This is a genomic window from Candidatus Thiodiazotropha sp. AKAK3 (assembly GCF_058244645.1).
The window spans coordinates 248,957-266,492 of sequence record NZ_JBSYOQ010000050.1 but is presented as its reverse complement, the minus strand read 5'-3'; the positions used below and the strand labels follow the sequence as shown (position 1 = coordinate 266,492).

At 47.8% G+C, this 17,536-nt stretch carries 14 protein-coding genes; 11 read left to right on the top strand and 3 right to left on the bottom strand.

Annotated features, from left to right (window positions below):
• The first annotated feature begins 25 nt into the window (after positions 1–25).
• The 9 genes from serC to ihfB all read left to right on the top strand — a co-directional run bounded on the left by serC (position 26) and on the right by ihfB (position 9,868).
• The gene (gene serC / locus AC4IE7_RS11555; protein WP_490776997.1) at positions 26–1,108 is read left to right on the top strand and encodes a 3-phosphoserine/phosphohydroxythreonine transaminase; all 1,083 of its coding nucleotides are present in this window, start codon (positions 26–28) and stop codon (positions 1,106–1,108) included.
• 98 nt (positions 1,109–1,206) lie between these two features.
• Entirely contained in the window at positions 1,207–2,382 is a 1,176-nt protein-coding gene (locus tag AC4IE7_RS11550; protein WP_490776996.1) for a 3-phosphoglycerate dehydrogenase family protein, read from the top strand.
• 30 nt (positions 2,383–2,412) lie between these two features.
• A complete protein-coding gene (gene pheA, locus AC4IE7_RS11545; RefSeq protein ID WP_490776995.1) occupies positions 2,413–3,498 on the top strand; it encodes a prephenate dehydratase in 1,086 nt (361 codons plus the stop codon).
• 37 nt (positions 3,499–3,535) lie between these two features.
• Positions 3,536–4,648 (top strand): histidinol-phosphate transaminase, encoded by a 1,113-nt coding sequence (gene hisC / locus AC4IE7_RS11540; RefSeq protein WP_490776994.1) that lies wholly within the window; start codon positions 3,536–3,538, stop codon positions 4,646–4,648.
• Positions 4,645–5,520 carry a prephenate dehydrogenase gene (locus AC4IE7_RS11535; RefSeq protein ID WP_490776993.1) on the top strand — a complete coding sequence of 292 codons (876 nt, stop codon included), beginning with the start codon at positions 4,645–4,647 and terminating at the stop codon, positions 5,518–5,520. The genes hisC and AC4IE7_RS11535 overlap by 4 nt, the downstream gene beginning before the upstream one ends.
• 100 nt (positions 5,521–5,620) lie before the next feature.
• A complete protein-coding gene (gene aroA / locus AC4IE7_RS11530; protein WP_490776992.1) occupies positions 5,621–6,955 on the top strand; it encodes a 3-phosphoshikimate 1-carboxyvinyltransferase in 1,335 nt (444 codons plus the stop codon).
• Positions 6,955–7,626: a (d)CMP kinase gene (gene cmk, locus AC4IE7_RS11525; RefSeq protein WP_490776991.1), complete on the top strand. Its 672-nt coding sequence runs from the start codon at positions 6,955–6,957 to the stop codon at positions 7,624–7,626. The genes aroA and cmk overlap by 1 nt, the downstream gene beginning before the upstream one ends.
• Before the next feature lie 140 nt (positions 7,627–7,766).
• Positions 7,767–9,443, top strand: a complete 1,677-nt coding sequence (gene rpsA / locus AC4IE7_RS11520; RefSeq protein WP_490776990.1) for a 30S ribosomal protein S1 — start codon at positions 7,767–7,769, stop codon at positions 9,441–9,443.
• A gap of 104 nt (positions 9,444–9,547) precedes the next feature.
• A complete protein-coding gene (gene ihfB / locus AC4IE7_RS11515; protein ID WP_490776989.1) occupies positions 9,548–9,868 on the top strand; it encodes an integration host factor subunit beta in 321 nt (106 codons plus the stop codon).
• 164 nt (positions 9,869–10,032) lie between these two features.
• On the opposite strand, the gene phoR is transcribed toward ihfB, so the two are convergent.
• On the bottom strand, positions 10,033–11,385 hold the full coding sequence (phoR, locus tag AC4IE7_RS11510; RefSeq protein ID WP_490776988.1) for a phosphate regulon sensor histidine kinase PhoR: 1,353 nt from the start codon (positions 11,383–11,385) through the stop codon (positions 10,033–10,035).
• Positions 11,382–12,089, bottom strand: coding sequence for a phosphate regulon transcriptional regulator PhoB (gene phoB / locus AC4IE7_RS11505; RefSeq protein WP_490776987.1), 708 nt, complete (start codon positions 12,087–12,089; stop codon positions 11,382–11,384). Before phoB ends, phoR begins: the two co-directional genes overlap by 4 nt.
• 529 nt (positions 12,090–12,618) lie before the next feature.
• On the opposite strand from phoB, the gene AC4IE7_RS11500 reads away from it, so the two are divergent.
• Both AC4IE7_RS11500 and AC4IE7_RS11495 read left to right on the top strand, forming a co-directional pair.
• The gene (locus AC4IE7_RS11500; protein ID WP_490776986.1) at positions 12,619–13,890 is read left to right on the top strand and encodes a hemolysin family protein; all 1,272 of its coding nucleotides are present in this window, start codon (positions 12,619–12,621) and stop codon (positions 13,888–13,890) included.
• 164 nt (positions 13,891–14,054) lie between these two features.
• A complete protein-coding gene (locus AC4IE7_RS11495; RefSeq protein WP_490776985.1) occupies positions 14,055–15,143 on the top strand; it encodes a mechanosensitive ion channel family protein in 1,089 nt (362 codons plus the stop codon).
• Positions 15,144–15,192: 49 nt separating this feature from the next.
• On the opposite strand, the gene ppk1 is transcribed toward AC4IE7_RS11495, so the two are convergent.
• A complete protein-coding gene (gene ppk1, locus AC4IE7_RS11490) occupies positions 15,193–17,406 on the bottom strand; it encodes a polyphosphate kinase 1 (RefSeq protein ID WP_490777041.1) in 2,214 nt (737 codons plus the stop codon).
• Positions 17,407–17,536: the final 130 nt, after the last annotated feature.

The following is a 17,536-nucleotide window of genomic DNA, read 5'->3' as shown; positions in this document are numbered from 1 at the left end:
TATAGACCAAAATTGAGAGGCTAAGATGTCACGAGTCTTTAACTTCAGCGCCGGTCCGGCGATGTTGCCGGAAGAGGTTCTACAACAGGCCAAAGAAGAGATGCTGGATTGGCATGGCGCTGGTATGTCGGTGATGGAGATGAGTCACCGAGGTAAGGAGTTTATGTCAATCGCTGAGCAGGCAGAAGCTGACCTGCGCAGCTTGATGAATATTCCAGATAACTACAAGGTGCTGTTTCTACAGGGCGGTGCTTCCAGTCAGTTTGCAATGATACCGATGAATCTGGCCAGTACTGATTCTAAAGTGGACTACATCAATACAGGCTCATGGTCAAAAAAGGCAATTGCTGAGGCTAAGCGATTTGCAGACGTGAATATTGCTGCGACTACTGAAGAGTCAAAGTTCACTAGCACACCAAGCCAGTCTGAACTTCAACTCAGTGGTAATGCGGCTTATCTACACTACACACCCAACGAGACCATTCAGGGTGTGGAGTTTCCCTATATTCCGGAGACTGATGGCGTCCCTCTGATAGCTGATTTCTCATCGACCATTCTCTCCCGGCCAATAGATGTTTCTCGATACGGAATTATCTATGCGGGCGCACAAAAAAATATTGGCCCTGCCGGACTGACGCTGGTGATTATCCGTGAAGACTTGATAGGAAAAGCCGCAGACACCACACCAGTGATGTTTCAATACGCCACTCACAGTGACAATGGCTCAATGTACAATACGCCGCCTACCTACGGATGGTACCTGGCAGGCCTGGTGTTTAAATGGCTACAGGGAAAAGGTGGGCTCGAGGCGATGGCTGAAATCAATCGTCGTAAGTCTGATGCACTCTATAGCGCAATCGATAACTCTGACTTCTATGCTAATCCGGTGAATCCTGAGAGTCGTTCATGGATGAATGTTCCCTTTACACTGGCTGATGCGGAGCTGGACAGCAAGTTTCTGGAAGGGGCGAGTGCAGAGGGGCTGAAGACCTTGAAAGGGCATCGCTCAGTTGGTGGTATGCGCGCCAGTATCTACAATGCTATGCCGGAAGCCGGGGTGCAGACCCTGATCGAGTTCATGGCTGAATTCGAGAGGGTAAACGGATAGTTCATCTGTTCTCTACATCAGCTGGCCAAATCTATCTGATATAGATTGCCGTTTTATAGAAATACGCCTTGTGGCGCAGAAGAAAACTGAGAGATAGCATGTATAAAATCTTGACCCTGAATAATATTTCCGTAGCTGGTTTGGATCGCCTGCCACGTGAGAGTTACGAAGTAGCATCGGAGGTTACCCATCCCGATGCAGTCTTACTGCGTTCCTACAAAATGCACGATATGGCGATACCTGAGACGGTACAGGCGATCGGGCGCGCAGGAGCCGGGGTCAACAACATTCCTGTTTCTGATATGACGGCAAAAGGCATTCCGGTGTTTAATGCACCGGGAGCTAATGCAAATGCGGTAAAGGAGTTGGTCCTGGCCGGTGCTCTACTGGCTGCCAGAAATCTGGGGCAGGCGTGGCGTTTCGCCAGCTCTATAGAAGGTGATGATCCTGGGATTACCAAGCAGGTTGAGGCGGGTAAAAAGGATTATGTCGGGTTTGAATTGCCTGGGCGTACCATGGGTGTTATCGGACTGGGTGCGATTGGTGTTAAAGTTGCCAATGCCTGTCGTGCGCTGGGTATGAACGTAATTGGTTATGACCCGACAATCACAGTACAAAGTGCCTGGAAACTGGCTTCAGAGGTTGAACAGGCGCTGAGTGTGGATGACCTGCTCTCAAAGTCTGATTTTGTCACATTTCATGTCCCACTCACCGATGCCACAGCCAATATGATTAATTCAGAACGCCTGAAATTAATGAAGTCTGGTTCGGTCCTGCTTAATTTTGCCAGGAATGGCATCATTGATGACGAGGCTGCAGTAGAGGCATTGGATAGTGGTCAGCTTTACGCTTATGTCTGTGATTTCCCCAGTAACCTGCTTAAAGCACATCCAAGAGTAATCACTCTACCTCACCTAGGCGCCTCTACTCAGGAAGCAGAGGATAATTGTGCCATCATGGTGGCAGAACAGGTCAAGGACTATCTTGAAAACGGAAATATCACCAACTCTGTTAACTTTCCCAGCATAAATCTGCCAAGAAACGGTGGATTTAGGATAGCAGTGGTGAATAATAATGTACCGAATATGGTTGGTCAGATCTCTACGGATTTAGCCAATGAAGGCTTGAATATCCTCGATATGCTGAATAAGTCCCGTGATGGTGTGGCAGTGACACTGCTTGATGTTGACCAGCAGCCCAGTGATAGACTTATAGAAACATTAGCATCCATCGAAGGTGTATTATCTGTTCGTTCTTTAAGTGGAGAAGCTTGATAGAGGACTTTTGTCCACCAGGATCAATGCATGAACGATGATGCCAAGCTAAAAAGCATACGCGAGCGGATTGATGAAATCGATTTTCAGCTGCAGCAGCTGATCAACGAACGTGCGAAGGCGGCACAGGAAGTAGCGCGTATAAAATTGAACGCTAATCCTCTGGCGGAGTTTTATCGACCAGAGCGAGAAGCCGAGGTATTGAGAGCCGTCAAGGATCGCAACCAGGGTCCACTCAATGGTGAAGAGGTTGCTCGCCTGTTTCGTGAAATCATGTCTGCTTGTCTTGCCTTGGAGCAGCCACTGAATGTGGCTTTTCTCGGACCTGATGGCACCTATACACAGGCTGCAGCTCTGAAGCAGTTTGGTCACTCAGTAAGAACCCACTCATTGAATTCGATCGGTGATATCTTTCGTGATGTGGAAGCGGGAGCTTGTCACTATGGTGTAGTGCCCGTGGAGAATTCGACTGAGGGGGTAATCAGCCATACCTTGGACAGCTTTCTCAATTCACCACTGCTGATTTGCGGTGAGGTTACCCTTCGTATCAATCATCAGCTATTGAGTATGGAGAATAACCTTGAACAGATTGATAAGGTCTACTCCCATGCACAATCCCTGGCCCAGTGCCGAGGATGGCTGGATCGACATCTGCCCAATGCCGAACGGTTTCCTCTCAGTAGCAATGCCGAGGCTGCAGGATTGGCATCCCAACAAGCTGGTGCGGCGGCTATTGCTGGTGAAGCTGCTGGAGAGATCTATCAATTAAATCAGTTGGCTACCAATATTGAAGATGAACCGGGAAACACCACACGTTTTCTGGTTATTGGAAAGCAGGATGTTGCTGCCAGCGGCAGGGATAAAACCACAGTCCTGTTCTCGATTCACAATAAGGCAGGTGGCTTGCATGAGATGCTGAGTCCATTTGCTGAACATGACATCAGTATGACCCGCATCGAATCGAGACCCTCGCGACGCGGGCGTTGGGATTATGTTTTTTTTATTGATGTCGAAGGGCATAAAGATGATGCCAATCTTTCAGCGGCATTGAAGAAAATAGAACAGGCAGCAACCCAGTTCAGGGTGCTGGGTTCGTATCCCAAAGCGGTTCTTTGAGTCCGTTGATTCCATAACCTTCGAATAACAGCCGATAATGACCAGTTCAGACTTCCCGTTTTTAGAACATGCTTCTCCCGGAGTCAGGGGGTTAACCCCCTATGTACCTGGTAAGCCGATTGCGGAGTTGGAACGGGAGTTGGGTATCAGCCACTCTATTAAGCTGGCATCGAATGAAAATCCTCTCGGCGTGAGCGGCAAGGTAATAGAGGCCATCAATGATGCGATGAGAGATCTTGCCCGTTATCCTGATGGCAGTGGATTTGAATTACGTCAGCGGTTGGCGGAAAAGCATCAGCTTGATCCATCTGCTATTACTCTGGGTAATGGATCCAATGATGTGCTGGATATGGTTGCCAGAGTTTTTCTGGCAGCAGGAAGTGAATCACTCTTTTCAGAGTATGCCTTTGCAGTCTATCCGATCAGCAGTCAGGCAGCCGGGGCAAAACTGGTTGCTGCACCTGCCAAAAACTATGGGCATGATTTGGATGCCATGTTGCAGCGCTTAACAGCGAATACGCGAGTGGTTTGGATTGCCAATCCTAATAACCCCACAGGAACCTGGTTGAGTGAGAAGTTGCTCTACAGTTTCCTGAAGAAGGTACCAGAGAACACAATTGTTGTGTTGGATGAGGCCTATCTCGAATATGTTCAAGAGGCAGACTATCCTGACGCCTCACTTTGGCTTGATGAATTTCCCAACCTGGTTGTAACCAGAACCTTTTCCAAAGCTTATGGATTGGCATCGCTGAGAGTTGGGTATGCCATCTCCCACCCAGTGATTGCAGATCTGCTTAACCGTGTGCGCCAACCTTTCAATGTTAACAGCATGGCGCAAGTGGCGGCATTGGCAGCGTTGGAAGATCAGCTGTTTATTGAACAGAGTGTTGCCTTGAATAGTGCAGGTATGGCGCAACTGTGTGAGGGTTTCAACTCATTGGCGCTCCCCTATATTCCTTCCGTTGGTAATTTCATTACTCTGGATCTGCAGCAGAATGCTTCAAGCATTGATCAGTCATTGTTAAGACTGGGCTGTATCACCCGTCCTTTAAGCGGTTATGGCATGCCAAATCATTTAAGGATCTCCATTGGACTGGAGGAGGAGAATCAACGACTCCTCACAGCATTGAAAGAGGTACTTCAACGATGATCGAAAAGCTTGCAATAATTGGTGTTGGACTGATTGGTGGTTCGGTTGCTATGGCCCTTCGGGAAGAGGGCAGAGTGAAAGAGGTTGTCGGCTGCGGACGCGGCAGTGCAAATCTGCAGAAAGCAGAAGAGATGGGTGTTATTGATCACTATACCCATGACATTGCTCAGGCGGTAAATGGTGCTGATATGGTGCTCCTCGCTATCCCTCTTGGTGCGATTCGATCTGCGCTGGAGGCTATGCGAGATCATCTATCTGATAATGTAGTGGTCACCGATGCTGGTAGTGTTAAAGGCAGTGTTGTTGCTGATGTTGAAGCGGTTTTCCAGGGTGTGCCAGACTTTTTTGTACCGGGACATCCAATTGCTGGTACTGAACGGAGCGGTGTTGAGGCTGCTTTTCCCGAGTTATACCGTAATCGCAGAGTGATATTGACACCTCTGAAAGAGACTAGGCCGGAAGCAGTTGCCCGGGTTGAACAACTTTGGTGCGATTGCGGTGCTGATGTTTCAAAAATGAGTGTTGAGCATCACGATGAGGTGTTGGCGGCAACCAGTCATCTTCCCCATATGCTTGCCTATGCACTTGTGGATAGCCTCTCGCGGATGAAAGAGAATGATGAAATTTTCCGCTTTGCTGCTGGAGGGTTTCGTGATTTTACCCGTATTGCATCGAGCAATCCTGTAATGTGGCGGGATATCTGTATTGCCAACCAGAAGGCCTTGACGGAAATGTTGACCGGGTTTGCAAATGAGTTGCATGGCTTGGCGGGACTACTGGAAAAGGGCGATGAGAGTGGTCTATTGGCGCTATTTGAATCAGCCAAAAGTGCACGGGATCGATATGTGGATGGGGTTAAATCCTCAAAATGAATCAAAAAGTGATTTTTCTTCTCAACCTTTGGGTGAGTTCAACCTCACCACCCGAATTTGAAAAATCCATATTCAATTAGTGTTAACAGGCCCTAGGAATATGAGTAGCAAAACTTTGCAAGGCACAAAACGACAATATCGTGTTGAACCAGGCGGTAAACTCAAAGGAAGCCTTCGCGTTCCTGGTGATAAATCCATTTCCCACAGGTCGATCATGCTGGGTTCGCTGGCAGAGGGTCAAACCGTGGTCAACGGATTCCTCGAAGGTGAGGACAGCCTGGCAACCCTGAATGCCTTTCGCACTATGGGTGTAACAATCCAAGGCCCTGAAATGGGTCAGGTTACCATCGATGGTGTCGGAATGGATGGGCTTGTTGAACCTCAAGAGCCTCTGGATCTGGGTAATTCAGGTACATCCATGCGCCTACTCAGCGGTCTCTTGGCTGGCACTGGTCTGGCAGTAACATTGACAGGAGACAGTTCACTCTCCGGACGACCGATGGGACGTGTAATCAACCCATTGAGTCAGATGGGGGCGAAAATTGATGCAGCTGAGGGGGGGACAGCTCCGTTGACTCTAGCTGGAAACCAAAAGCTCAAAGGGATTGATTACCAACTACCTATGGCGAGTGCTCAGGTCAAATCTGCTCTTCTTCTGGCTGGTCTCTATGCTGAGGGTGAAACTTGTGTGACTGAGCCAGCTCCGACTCGTGATCATACTGAGCGAATGCTGCAGGGATTTGGTTATTCAGTCTACCGTCATGGCGAAAAAATCTGCCTGCAAGGTGGAGGCTCTCTGAAAGGGTGTGAAATCGATGTCCCTGGGGATATCTCTTCAGCTACTTTCTTTATGGTTGGTGCATCCATTGCAGAGGGATCCGATGTGCTACTGGAACATGTAGGCATCAATCCAACTCGGGACGGCGTGATATCGATTCTGCGCCTGATGGGAGCAGATATCGAACTGATGAATCAAAGGGAGATCGGTGGCGAACCGGTTGCCGATATCCGCGTACGTGCAAGTCGCTTGAAAGGTATTGATATTCCCGAATCATTGGTGCCTCTGGCAATCGATGAGTTTCCAGCGATATTTATTGCAGCCGCCTATGCAGAAGGTGAAACCCGTCTGCGGGGAGCGGAAGAGTTAAGGGTAAAAGAGAGTGATCGCATCCAAGTCATGGCTGACGGCCTGATTTCCCTGGGAATTCAAGCACAACCAACAGAGGATGGAATTACCATCCAAGGTGGCAAAATAACTTCCGGCCGTGTGGTGAGTCATGGAGATCACCGAATAGCCATGTCATTTGCAATGGCAGGCCTGGGTGCCTCAGGTATTATCGAAATCTCTGATGTGGCGAATGTGAACACCTCTTTTCCTGGGTTTGTAGCCTTGGCTAACCAAACAGGCTTAACCATTACCGAGAGTGCCGAGTAATGGCCGTTCCGGTAATCACAATTGACGGTCCCTCCGGCTCTGGCAAGGGCACCCTGGCACAAAAGGTTGCAAATGCCCTGGGTTTGAGGCTGCTGGATAGCGGGGCAATCTATAGAGTGTTGGGGTTGGCGGTCGAACGTGCTGCTATTGGCGTTGAAAATGTCGCTATAGTAGTGGAAATTGCTCACAGTCTTGAGCTTTCATTCGAAAAGGGCAAGGTCTGGCTTGGTCATGAGGACGTTTCGGACGCTATTCGCACAGAGACCGCTGGAAATGCAGCTTCGAAAGTGGCAGCTATCCCGGAGGTGAGGCAGGCTTTGCTGGATTGGCAGCGAAATTATGCCAAATCTCCTGGTTTAGTAGCTGACGGGCGGGATATGGGTACCGTGGTTTTTCCTCATGCTGAAGTAAAGATATTTCTTACTGCAAGTGTGGAGGAGCGCGCGTTAAGGCGTTATAAACAGTTGAAAGAAAAGGGATTGGGTGTTAATCTCGCCGATCTTACTGAAGAGATCAAAGAGCGTGACGAACGTGATAGTGGACGGGCTGTGGCTCCGCTCAAGGCGGCGGCGGCAGCCTTGCAGATGGACTCGACTGAGTTAACAGCCGATCAGGTTTTTCACGAGGTCATGCAGCAGGTCAATAATGTCCTGCCTGATCTGACTACTTAGCACTCTTTATTAATGGAGTGTATCAGTAAGAACTGGTGGCCGGGATGTTCCCGGCTTTGTTTTAACTCTAACATCTAGTGGATCAAATTCGTTAATTCGCTCCACTTGTGCAACAGACATGTTGCAGGAAATCCAATCCCATGACCGAAAGTTTTGCAGAATTATTTGAGGAGAGTCTCTCCAGTACTCAACTTCGCAGTGGCTCCATTATCACTGGCACCGTTCTGGATATCACATCCGAAGCTGTTATCGTTAATGCTGGCCTGAAGTCCGAAGGCGTTATTCCCCGTTCCCAGTTTCTTAATCACTCTGGTGAGATTGAAGTAGAGATTGGCGACGAGGTCGAAGTCGCTCTCGATGCAGTTGAAGATGGTTTCGGCGCCACCAGACTCTCCCGTGAAAAAGCCAAGCGCGACCAAGCTTGGAAAGTGCTTGAGAAAGCCCACGAAGCCGAAGAGACCGTCATTGGTCGCATCAATGGCAAGGTTAAAGGCGGATTCACTGTTGAACTCAATGATATCCGTGCATTTTTACCTGGTTCTCTGGTGGATGTGCGTCCAGTACGCGACACCGCTTATCTTGAAGGTAAAGACCTCGAATTCAAGGTGATCAAACTCGATCGCCGTCGCAATAATGTCGTAGTTTCCCGACGTGCTGTGGTTGAGCAAGAGTATAGTGAAGAGCGCGAAAAGCTGCTTGAAAACCTACAGGAAGGTCAGGAAATCACTGGTGTGGTCAAGAATCTGACCGACTATGGTGCTTTTGTTGATCTTGGTGGTATCGATGGTCTGTTGCACATCACCGATATGGCTTGGAAGCGCGTTAAGCATCCTTCTGAAGTTGTTGAAATTGGTGATGAGATCAATGTCAAAATTTTGAAATTCGATCGTGATCGCAATCGTGTTTCTCTTGGTCTCAAACAAATGGGTGATGATCCTTGGGTAGCCTTGGCTCGCCGTTATCCAGAAAGCTCCCGTATGTTCGGCAAGGTTACAAACATTGCAGACTACGGTTGTTTTGTTGAGATTGAAGAGGGTGTTGAAGGCCTGGTTCATGTCTCTGAGATGGATTGGACCAACAAGAATGTCCACCCCTCAAAAATCGTCTCTCTGGGTGATGAAGTTGAGGTTATGGTGCTGGATATTGATGAAGAGCGCCGTCGAGTTTCTCTTGGTATCAAGCAGTGCAAGCCCAACCCATGGGATGAGTTTGCAGCAATACACAAGAAAAGTGATCACGTCAGTGGCAGCATCAAGTCAATCACTGACTTTGGTATTTTCATTGGTCTTGACGGTGGTATCGATGGTTTGATTCATCTTTCTGACATCTCTTGGGATGACGAGGGTGAGGATGCTATTCGTAACTTCAAGAAAGGCGATGAAGTTGAAACTGTTGTACTTTCTGTAGATCCGGAACGTGAACGTATCTCCTTGGGTATCAAGCAACTTGCTCAGGATCCTTTCTCACTCTTCGTAGCAGCCAATGAAAAGGGCAGTTTCGTTAGAGGTACAGTGACTGAGGTAGATGCAAAGGGTGCAGTTATCACTCTGGCTGATGGCGTAGAGGGATACTTGCGGGCTTCTGAACTCTCTAGGGACCGGGTAGAAGATGCCCGTGCCATGATTAAGGATGGTCAAGAGATTGAAGCGAAGTTCATCGGAGTCGATCGTAAAAATCGTACCATTTCGCTCTCTATCAAAGCAAAGGATGCTGATGAAGAGGCCGCAGCAATCAAGGGCTATGCTCGTGATGCTGCAACCAGTGCCCCGACATTGGGTGACTTGCTGAAGGAGCAGATGGATAATCAGGGCGACTGATAGATCCTGGAGTCTGCAACTTAGAGACTCCGAAACCGGGAATAAGGGGTTGCACAATTAAGGTGCAACCCCTTAATAAACGGCGAATTGGAGAACTTACAAGAATGACAAAATCCGAATTGATAGAAATAATTGCCAAGGAGCAGAGCCATCTTGCTTATAGGGATGTTGAGTTGGCTGTGAAGTGCATGATTGAACACATGAGTCAGTCTCTTGCATCTGGTGAACGGATTGAGATTCGTGGTTTCGGCAGTTTTTCGCTGCATTTCAGACCACCTAGAATGGGGCGTAATCCCAAGACCGGAAAAACTGTTGCACTTTCGGGCAAGTACGTACCACATTTCAAACCTGGCAAAGAGTTGCGGGACAGAGTAAATATCAACTATACCTATTCATTGGAAAATGCAGAGGAAGAGTCGGCGTAAGTTCGTCTACCCCTCACTGTTTCAGTGAATATACAGGCCTTATAGCTCTCTATATAGGCCTTGATGGTGTTGCTTGTGGGTGCTGCCCCTGGTTGTCTAGGTTCACTCACATGCACCGCTACTTATCCCATTTACCACATACATCCTGATGTGTCGGCGTCTGTTCAGATTGTCGACTCAAGGCTTTTAGACGGACTCTGTTCAGAGACTTTCATTTCCCCCTTATTGAGGATTACCTCTTCTGGAAACAGGCAGATGAATTGGCTGCCAACTTCAAGTTGACTGACAATCAGTAACTCTCCGTCGTGCCTGCCAATAATATGCTTAACGATCGCCAAACCTAAACCGGTCCCACCTGATTGGCGTGAGCGCGCCTTATCAGCCCGATAGAATCTTTCAGTCAACCTGGGAATATCTCTTTGCTCTATTCCTGGGCCGCTGTCTACGACTGCAAAACGAGCACTTTTACCATCTCTATTCCAACTGATATCAATCTTTGTCCCGGGCGGCGTGTGAACGATCGCATTAAATATCAGATTGGAGAAGGCGCTGGTTAACTCACTCTCTTCACCCAATAAAAATAGATCTTCATCTACCTGCAGGTTAATTGTGTATCCACCTTTCTGATCTGCCAGTATTCGTGCGTGATCAACGACTCTATTCAGTAGTTCCGGCACTGCAATTGGCTTATCCGCCGATGGGGCACTACCCATTTCCAGTCGGGATAGAGCCAGAAGATCATTAATGATGCTATTCATCCTTTCGGCCTGCTGGTTCATCAAAGCGAATGGTCGTTCTTGGATCGGCAGCATCTCATTGTCTGAAAGATTTTCTAAAAATCCAGTAATGACGGTCAGTGGGGTTCGTAATTCGTGAGAGACGTTAGAGACAAAGTCCCGACGTGTCTGATTCAAGGTATAGACATCAGTAATATTTCGTATAACAACCAAACGTTGCGCCTTTTTTCCACCAAAACGATTGACGCGAAGTGAAACGATAACTGCTTTATTCGCGGGAGATGGAAATTCCAATGGATTGGAGTAGTCAGGATTCTTTAAATACTCAGCCAGGGTCTCCTGCTTGATTCTCTCTACCAGAGAGATATTTTCGTCGCGTGGCCAACTGATATTGACGAGACTGTTGGCTGCTGGATTGGCCCATTCGATTTTTCCTGATTTATTGAGCAATATCAGTCCATCAGGGATCGAATTTGTGACTTTTCTAAAACGGGAAGCAAAACGATTGAGTGTACGTTTGCGTTTGCGGCTTCTTGATTTGTGTCTTGACAACTCTTTGTAAATCAGTCCCCAGATATCAACAGGATAGGGGGGGGGGATCGGTTTAGCGTAGTTGATCAAATAAGCTAATTTAACCAGGTAGTAGCCATGTTTACCCAGGTAGGCAGTCATGCCCAGTAGTAACGATAAGGTTAGAGAATCAGATAGATAACCAAATGGTAAAAATACCAGTAGCACGCCTGTTAGCTGACTGAGTTCAATATTGAAGTAGTGTCTCACTCTATTTCTGGCTCTTGGCTAAATGATTGGGGCGTAAATCGATAACCAACGCCGCGCACAGTCTGGATAAGTCGATCGTGTCTGGATGGGGTTAACAGCTTTCTAAGGCGACGAATATGCACATCCACAGTGCGCTCATCAACATACACATCATTACCCCAGACATGGTCAAGGATTTGTGGTCGACTATACGCGCGATCTGGGTGAGACATGAAAAAATGGAGTAGACGATATTCAGCTGGAGAGAGGTGGAGTGGGGCGTCATTGACAAGAACCAGATGTTTTGCGGGGTGGAGGTGTAATCCATGGTACTCGATTGCATGTTGATCGTCCTTGCTTCCAGCTCTTCGTAGCACAGCGTTGATTCGCGCTATCATCTCTCTGGTGGAAAATGGTTTGGTAATATAGTCATCAGCACCACCGTCGAGTCCTTTGACTTTGTCAGATTCATCTGTTTTTGCGGTCAATAGAATGATTGGTGTTGATGAGGGGGATTTTTGTTTAAGTTCTCGAGTAAGATCCAGGCCTGATCGACCCGGTAACATCCAATCCATCAGGATCAGGTCGTAGCTATTGTGTGCCAGTAATTTTCGAGCATCCTGGGCGTTATCCGTTTCGCACACAGTAAATCCCTTTGGCTCCAATACAAAGCGGATCATCTCTCTGATTTCCGGTTCATCTTCTACGATTAATATTTTAGGCATTTGGCTCTATTGGGATCCAGGTGATCAGTGTCTGTCTATACAGATCCATTCCAGGAATTGTAGAGCACACTATTTGAATATCGCTTAATCGTGTCTTCCTACCGAAAAAGATGAAGTTGCAACACTATAGTTTTCTGTTGTTCGATGCTTTGAATTTCAATCGCCTGGTCAATGGCTGGTTGTATATGGAAATTGGCATTTTAGATTTTTTGGCCATCATATGTAAGCGTATTCTAAATCATATATGCCAACTTGCTCAGTTGTTATTGGGGCTCCTGTTCGGCCAGTTTGACTGGCAGAGATTGGCCAATAAAAGAGTTGGATTTTCACTTGGTCTTTTCATATATTTAACTTTAAGAAATTTTATTAACAAATTGATAGTTAATAAGAAAATATAATTATAGGTCTCTTTCAGTTATTCCGCTAAGCAGGCAGTCTTAAAAAAGTGCTGGGATGACTTGTGATTCCACGCCTCAACAGAGATAATCCACTACTAGGCCGTGTCTGGCGTATTTTTTAAAGAAACTTAGTGGAAAGTTACCTTATTTTGGTTGTATTGCTCGTGCTGTCGGGCGTTTTCTCCGGTTCAGAAACAGCGTTAGTGTCCCTATCGATGGCTCGTGCCGAGTCATTGTACAAGGAGGGTAGAAGAGGTGCTCATGCCCTCTACATTCTGAAGAAAGATCCCAGCCGCATGCTGATCACGATTTTGATCGGTAATAATGTAGTCAATATAGCCGCTTCTGCGATAGCGACAGTGATCGCAACTGACTATTTCGGGGAGACTGGCCCAGGTATTGCCGTCGGTGTACTGACGATTGTAATTCTTATCTTTGGAGAGATTACACCAAAGAGCCTGGCGACACGTTTTTCTGAACGCATATCCCTTGCGATCGCTCCCCTCATCTACGGATTTATGCGAACAATCTATCCGCTGGTATGGTTGTTTCTGCAATTTACCAACTGGGTACAATCTTCGACTAATGCGATGGATGATCCTCTGATCACGGAATCTGAAGTGATAACCCTTATTGAGCACGGTGAAGAAGAGGGTGTCATTGATACTGGTGAACGAGAGATGATTGAGCGTATCTTCAATTTCAATGATCTCAAGGCTGAAGATGTCATGACACCCAGAAGACAGGTGTTTCGTCTGGATGGCCGGCGTACACTCAGAGACACGCTTCCGGATATTTTGAATCAAAGCTACTCCCGTATACCGGTTTTCCGAGACGATCCTGATGAGATTGTCAATGTTATCATTTTAAGAGACATGATTGGGTACATCGTCAAGGATGAGTTGGATGTTGAACTCTCAACACTGGGTCAAGAGCCTCTATTCACTTCATCAATAACGCCAATTGATGAACTGATTCGAACACTTAAAAACAAAAGCACTCATTTGGCCGTGGTTGTTGATGAACATGGGGCGATGGTAGGTGTCATCTCACTGGAAGATATGCTTGAAGAGCTGGTGGGAGAAATCTACGACGAAAGTGACGAGAAACCCGATGACATCATGGTGCTTAATAAGGATAAGATCCTCGTCAAAGGCACTGCTGAATTGCGTGTAGTGGAAGAGTTTTTCTCAATAGATATTCCTGGTAAGCCCACCGATACCATCAATCGCTGGCTACTGGAGCATACCGAGCGTATTCCAGCCAAGGATGAAAAATTCGAGTTGGATGGTTTAATGGTGCGTGTTGAAGATGCCTCCACACGTCGTATTCATCAGGTCATATTATGCAGAACCGGTAGTGACCAATCTGACCAGGCCCAGAATCTACTGACGGAATCCTGATTTCAGGATTGTGGTGTTTTTACGCTCGGGTCGACAGGTTGAAGCACCACACAAGAGGGCTCAGATACCCACTCTTGCGTCTTGCCAGACGGGGAGGGTGTGCTTATTCTCTTTGAACTTACACTGACCACTGATCAAACCGACAAACAGCAAGGATCCACGGCATGAACGATGTCGTAAAGAGCTTTCTTGAGGAGACACTGAACCTCAGCCTTTCAGGCGGGCCATTGGAGATGTGGTTGATCGCCATTGCGGTGGTGGTCGCGACATTTTTACTGTTGAAGTTGCTTATCAGCATACTGGGACGCAAGCTTTCGCACGTTGCGGAGAAGACCAGCAACCATATCGATGATGTTATCACGCAGATAATCAAAAAGACCAAGTGGTGGTTGTTGGGGATTCTCTCCCTCTTTCTCGGCTCCCTCTTTGTGGAACTGCCTGCACGGGTCACTGATATCCTGGGTAAGATACTGGTTATCGCCTTGTTTCTACAGCTGGGGATCTGGGTCAGTACTGCCCTCAAATTAAGTTTTCAGGTCTATCGCCAAAGGCAACTGGAGAAGAATCCAGCCAGTGTCACTGCCCTGAATGCCATCAACATGTTTGCCACCGGTCTACTCTGGCTGGCAGTTTTTCTGCTTGCTATCGATAACCTCGGCTATGATGTCACGGCCCTGATCGCAGGTCTTGGGGTCGGTGGTGTTGCAGTGGCGTTGGCAGTGCAGTCGATTTTGGGCGACCTCTTCGCTTCTCTTTCCATTCTGATCGACAAACCATTCGTAGTTGGCGATTTCCTGATCGTCGACGACTATATGGGCAGTGTTGAACATGTGGGGTTGAAGACCACCCGTGTACGTAGTCTGTCGGGCGAGCAACTGGTCTTTTCAAATTCGGATTTACTGAAGAGCAGGTTGCGCAACTATGGCCGGATGTATGAGCGGCGTGTTGCCTTTAATATTGGTGTGACCTACGACACTGGCCGAGAACAACTGAAGAAGATTCCTGGCATCATGCGTGAGGCGATCGAGCGTCAGGATAAGACACGCTTCGATCGCGCCCATTTCTTCAAGTATGGCGACTACTCGTTGGTATTCGAGATTGTCTACTATGTGCTCGGTCCTGACTATAACCTCTATATGGACATACAGCAGGAGATTAACCTGGAGATAAACGAAGCCTTCGAGCGCGAGGGTATTGAGTTCGCCTTTCCTACTCAGACTCTGCTCCTACAGCAGCAAGCCTCGACTGCCTGATGTCATATCGATCTATCATTTCTTTAAAAACTGATTCTTCTCCCGATGATCAGGCATTGTTGCCATTTTGAGAATGACTTTTCACACGATGCTTGAAATGGGTCATCAGCTTTTCACGCATACGTTTTTCACGATGTTTCTTTGCCGCTTCCAAGCGTCGCTCTGCAACACCAATCAAGGTCTCTTGGCAATTTAGAGATTTATCGTCCTCTGCAGGAGTCCGGCGAATATAACTGCCATCTGATTGCATATCCCAGGCATTCTGTTTGTCACTCAGCTGGACATCGAGAATCAAACGCAGTTCTTGACGGAGTGCTGGGGCCTCAACGGGAACCAGAACCTCCACCCGTTGCATCAGGTTGCGTTGCATGAGATCGGCTGAGCCAATGAAGTACTCTTCCTCTCCTCCGTTATGGAAGTATGTGATTCGGGCGTGTTCCAGGAAGCGTCCCACGATACTGACTACACTACCGCTCTCACTGAGTCCTTTGATACCAGGACGGAAGCGGCAGGTGTCGCGTACGATCAACTCGACTTTCACTCCAGCTTGAGTTGCCTGGTAGAGTGCTCTGACGATGTCATGATCCTCCAAGGCATTCATTTTCAATTGAATGTGTCCCGTTGAAGATTCCTGGTGAATCTTGATCTCACGCTCAATTTTGTTCAGCAGTGACTGTTTCAGGCTATAGGGGGCAGCGAGAATCTTTCGGTAGCTGGGAGGCGGAGAGTAGCCTGTCAGGTAGTTGAATTGTTCTGTGAGGTCCATACCAATCTCTTCGTCACAGCCCAATAAGCCCAGGTCAGTATAGAGACGGGCAGTTCCTGCATGATAGTTACCTGTACCAATATGGTAGTAGCGCCGCAATTGTGAATAGTCTTTGCGAATCACCATGGTCAACTTGCTGTGAGTCTTAAGCCCGAGAACACCATAGGTAACATGGATGCCTGCCTGCTCCAGGCGTCTGGCCCAACGTATATTTGCAGCTTCATCGAAGCGTGCCTTCAACTCGACCAGTACAGCGACTTGTTTGCCGTTACGGGCAGCCTTGGTTAACGAATCGAGTACATTACCGTCCGCAGATGTACGATAGAGGGTCATTTTGATCGCCAGTACTTTGGGGTCTTCTGCAGCAGTGCGTAAAAAACGCTCGACCGTGGTACTGAATGATTCATAGGGGTGTTGTAACAGTAATCCCTGGTGATCACGGAGGATGTGGAAAATATTCCGTCTGTCATGGGCCAATTGAGGATGGTCCACCGGGTGATGTGGCGCATCGTGTAAATCGGGCAGATTCAGCTTGGCCAGCTCGAATAGGTCACAAAGGGCCATCATGCCCTTGATGATATAGACATCCTGCTCTTCATTGAGTCCAAGCTCAGCAGCTAACATGCCACGATGCACCGGGCTCATGCCATCTGATATTTCCAGGCGTACAATTGGAGCAAAATGACGTTCGCGTAACTCAGTTTCAATGGTTTCAAGCAGGTCGTTGGCCGCTTCCTGATCGAGCTCAACATTAGCGTTTCGGGTAACCCTGAACAGATCACAGGATTGAATCTCCATGCCTGGGAAGAGCATATCCAGGTTGTTGGCAATCAAATCATCCAGTGTGACATAAGTGAAACCTTCTCCGACCTGGATTAAACGTGACGAGACATCCTTGCTTACAGGGACCTTGACCCTGGCCATGTGCAGATCATGTCCACCTGGGAATCGCAATGTCACCAGAAGGTTGAGTGTCAGGTTTGAAATGAAGGGAAATGGATGGCTGGGATCCATAGCAAGAGGGGTGAGCATGGGAAATATATTTTGTTGGAAATGTTCCCGCAGGCTCTCCTGCTGACTGGCGTCCAGGGCTTTATACTCTGCAATTGTTATCTCCGATAGGGATAGCGCTTCGAGTAGCTCCCTGTAGATGTCCTGCTGAGTCTGCTGCATTTCCCGGGTCACTTCGTGGCATGCCTCGAGCTGTTGTATCGGAGTTCGGCCATCGATACTCGGGAGACTGATGCCTGCAGCCACCTGTTGCTTCAAACCACCAATGCGTTTCATGAAAAACTCATCGAGGTTATTACTTACAATTGCCAGGAACTTTACCCGCTCAAGAGTAGGGTTATTCTCTCTCAATGCCTCAGACAAAACCCGGCTGTTGAAAGCAAGCCAGGTAAGTTCCCGGTTCAGGTATAGGCTGGGATCTTCCAAATCGAATTCGGTTTGCTCACTGTCCATCTTATCGGCATCTACTTCCTGCTGGACTGTCATCGGCTCTGGATTGTTCATGGTTCGCTGTGTGTAGTGGTGTAGGTGGATAGGTTATGAGCAGCTGGTTGTTTCAACAATCACCATTCAGTTGCTCAAGATTTTATCAGCTGCCCTGTAAGTATATGCCTTG

Coding starts and splice junctions, on each gene's coding strand:
- serC (WP_490776997.1), top strand. CDS start 26: ATGTCACGAGTCTTTAACTTCAGCGCCGGTCCGGCGATGTTGCCGGAA.
- AC4IE7_RS11550 (WP_490776996.1), top strand. CDS start 1,207: ATGTATAAAATCTTGACCCTGAATAATATTTCCGTAGCTGGTTTGGAT.
- pheA (WP_490776995.1), top strand. CDS start 2,413: ATGAACGATGATGCCAAGCTAAAAAGCATACGCGAGCGGATTGATGAA.
- hisC (WP_490776994.1), top strand. CDS start 3,536: ATGACCAGTTCAGACTTCCCGTTTTTAGAACATGCTTCTCCCGGAGTC.
- AC4IE7_RS11535 (WP_490776993.1), top strand. CDS start 4,645: ATGATCGAAAAGCTTGCAATAATTGGTGTTGGACTGATTGGTGGTTCG.
- aroA (WP_490776992.1), top strand. CDS start 5,621: ATGAGTAGCAAAACTTTGCAAGGCACAAAACGACAATATCGTGTTGAA.
- cmk (WP_490776991.1), top strand. CDS start 6,955: ATGGCCGTTCCGGTAATCACAATTGACGGTCCCTCCGGCTCTGGCAAG.
- rpsA (WP_490776990.1), top strand. CDS start 7,767: ATGACCGAAAGTTTTGCAGAATTATTTGAGGAGAGTCTCTCCAGTACT.
- ihfB (WP_490776989.1), top strand. CDS start 9,548: ATGACAAAATCCGAATTGATAGAAATAATTGCCAAGGAGCAGAGCCAT.
- phoB (WP_490776987.1), bottom strand. CDS start 12,089: ATGCCTAAAATATTAATCGTAGAAGATGAACCGGAAATCAGAGAGATG.
- AC4IE7_RS11495 (WP_490776985.1), top strand. CDS start 14,055: ATGAACGATGTCGTAAAGAGCTTTCTTGAGGAGACACTGAACCTCAGC.
- ppk1 (WP_490777041.1), bottom strand. CDS start 17,406: ATGACAGTCCAGCAGGAAGTAGATGCCGATAAGATGGACAGTGAGCAA.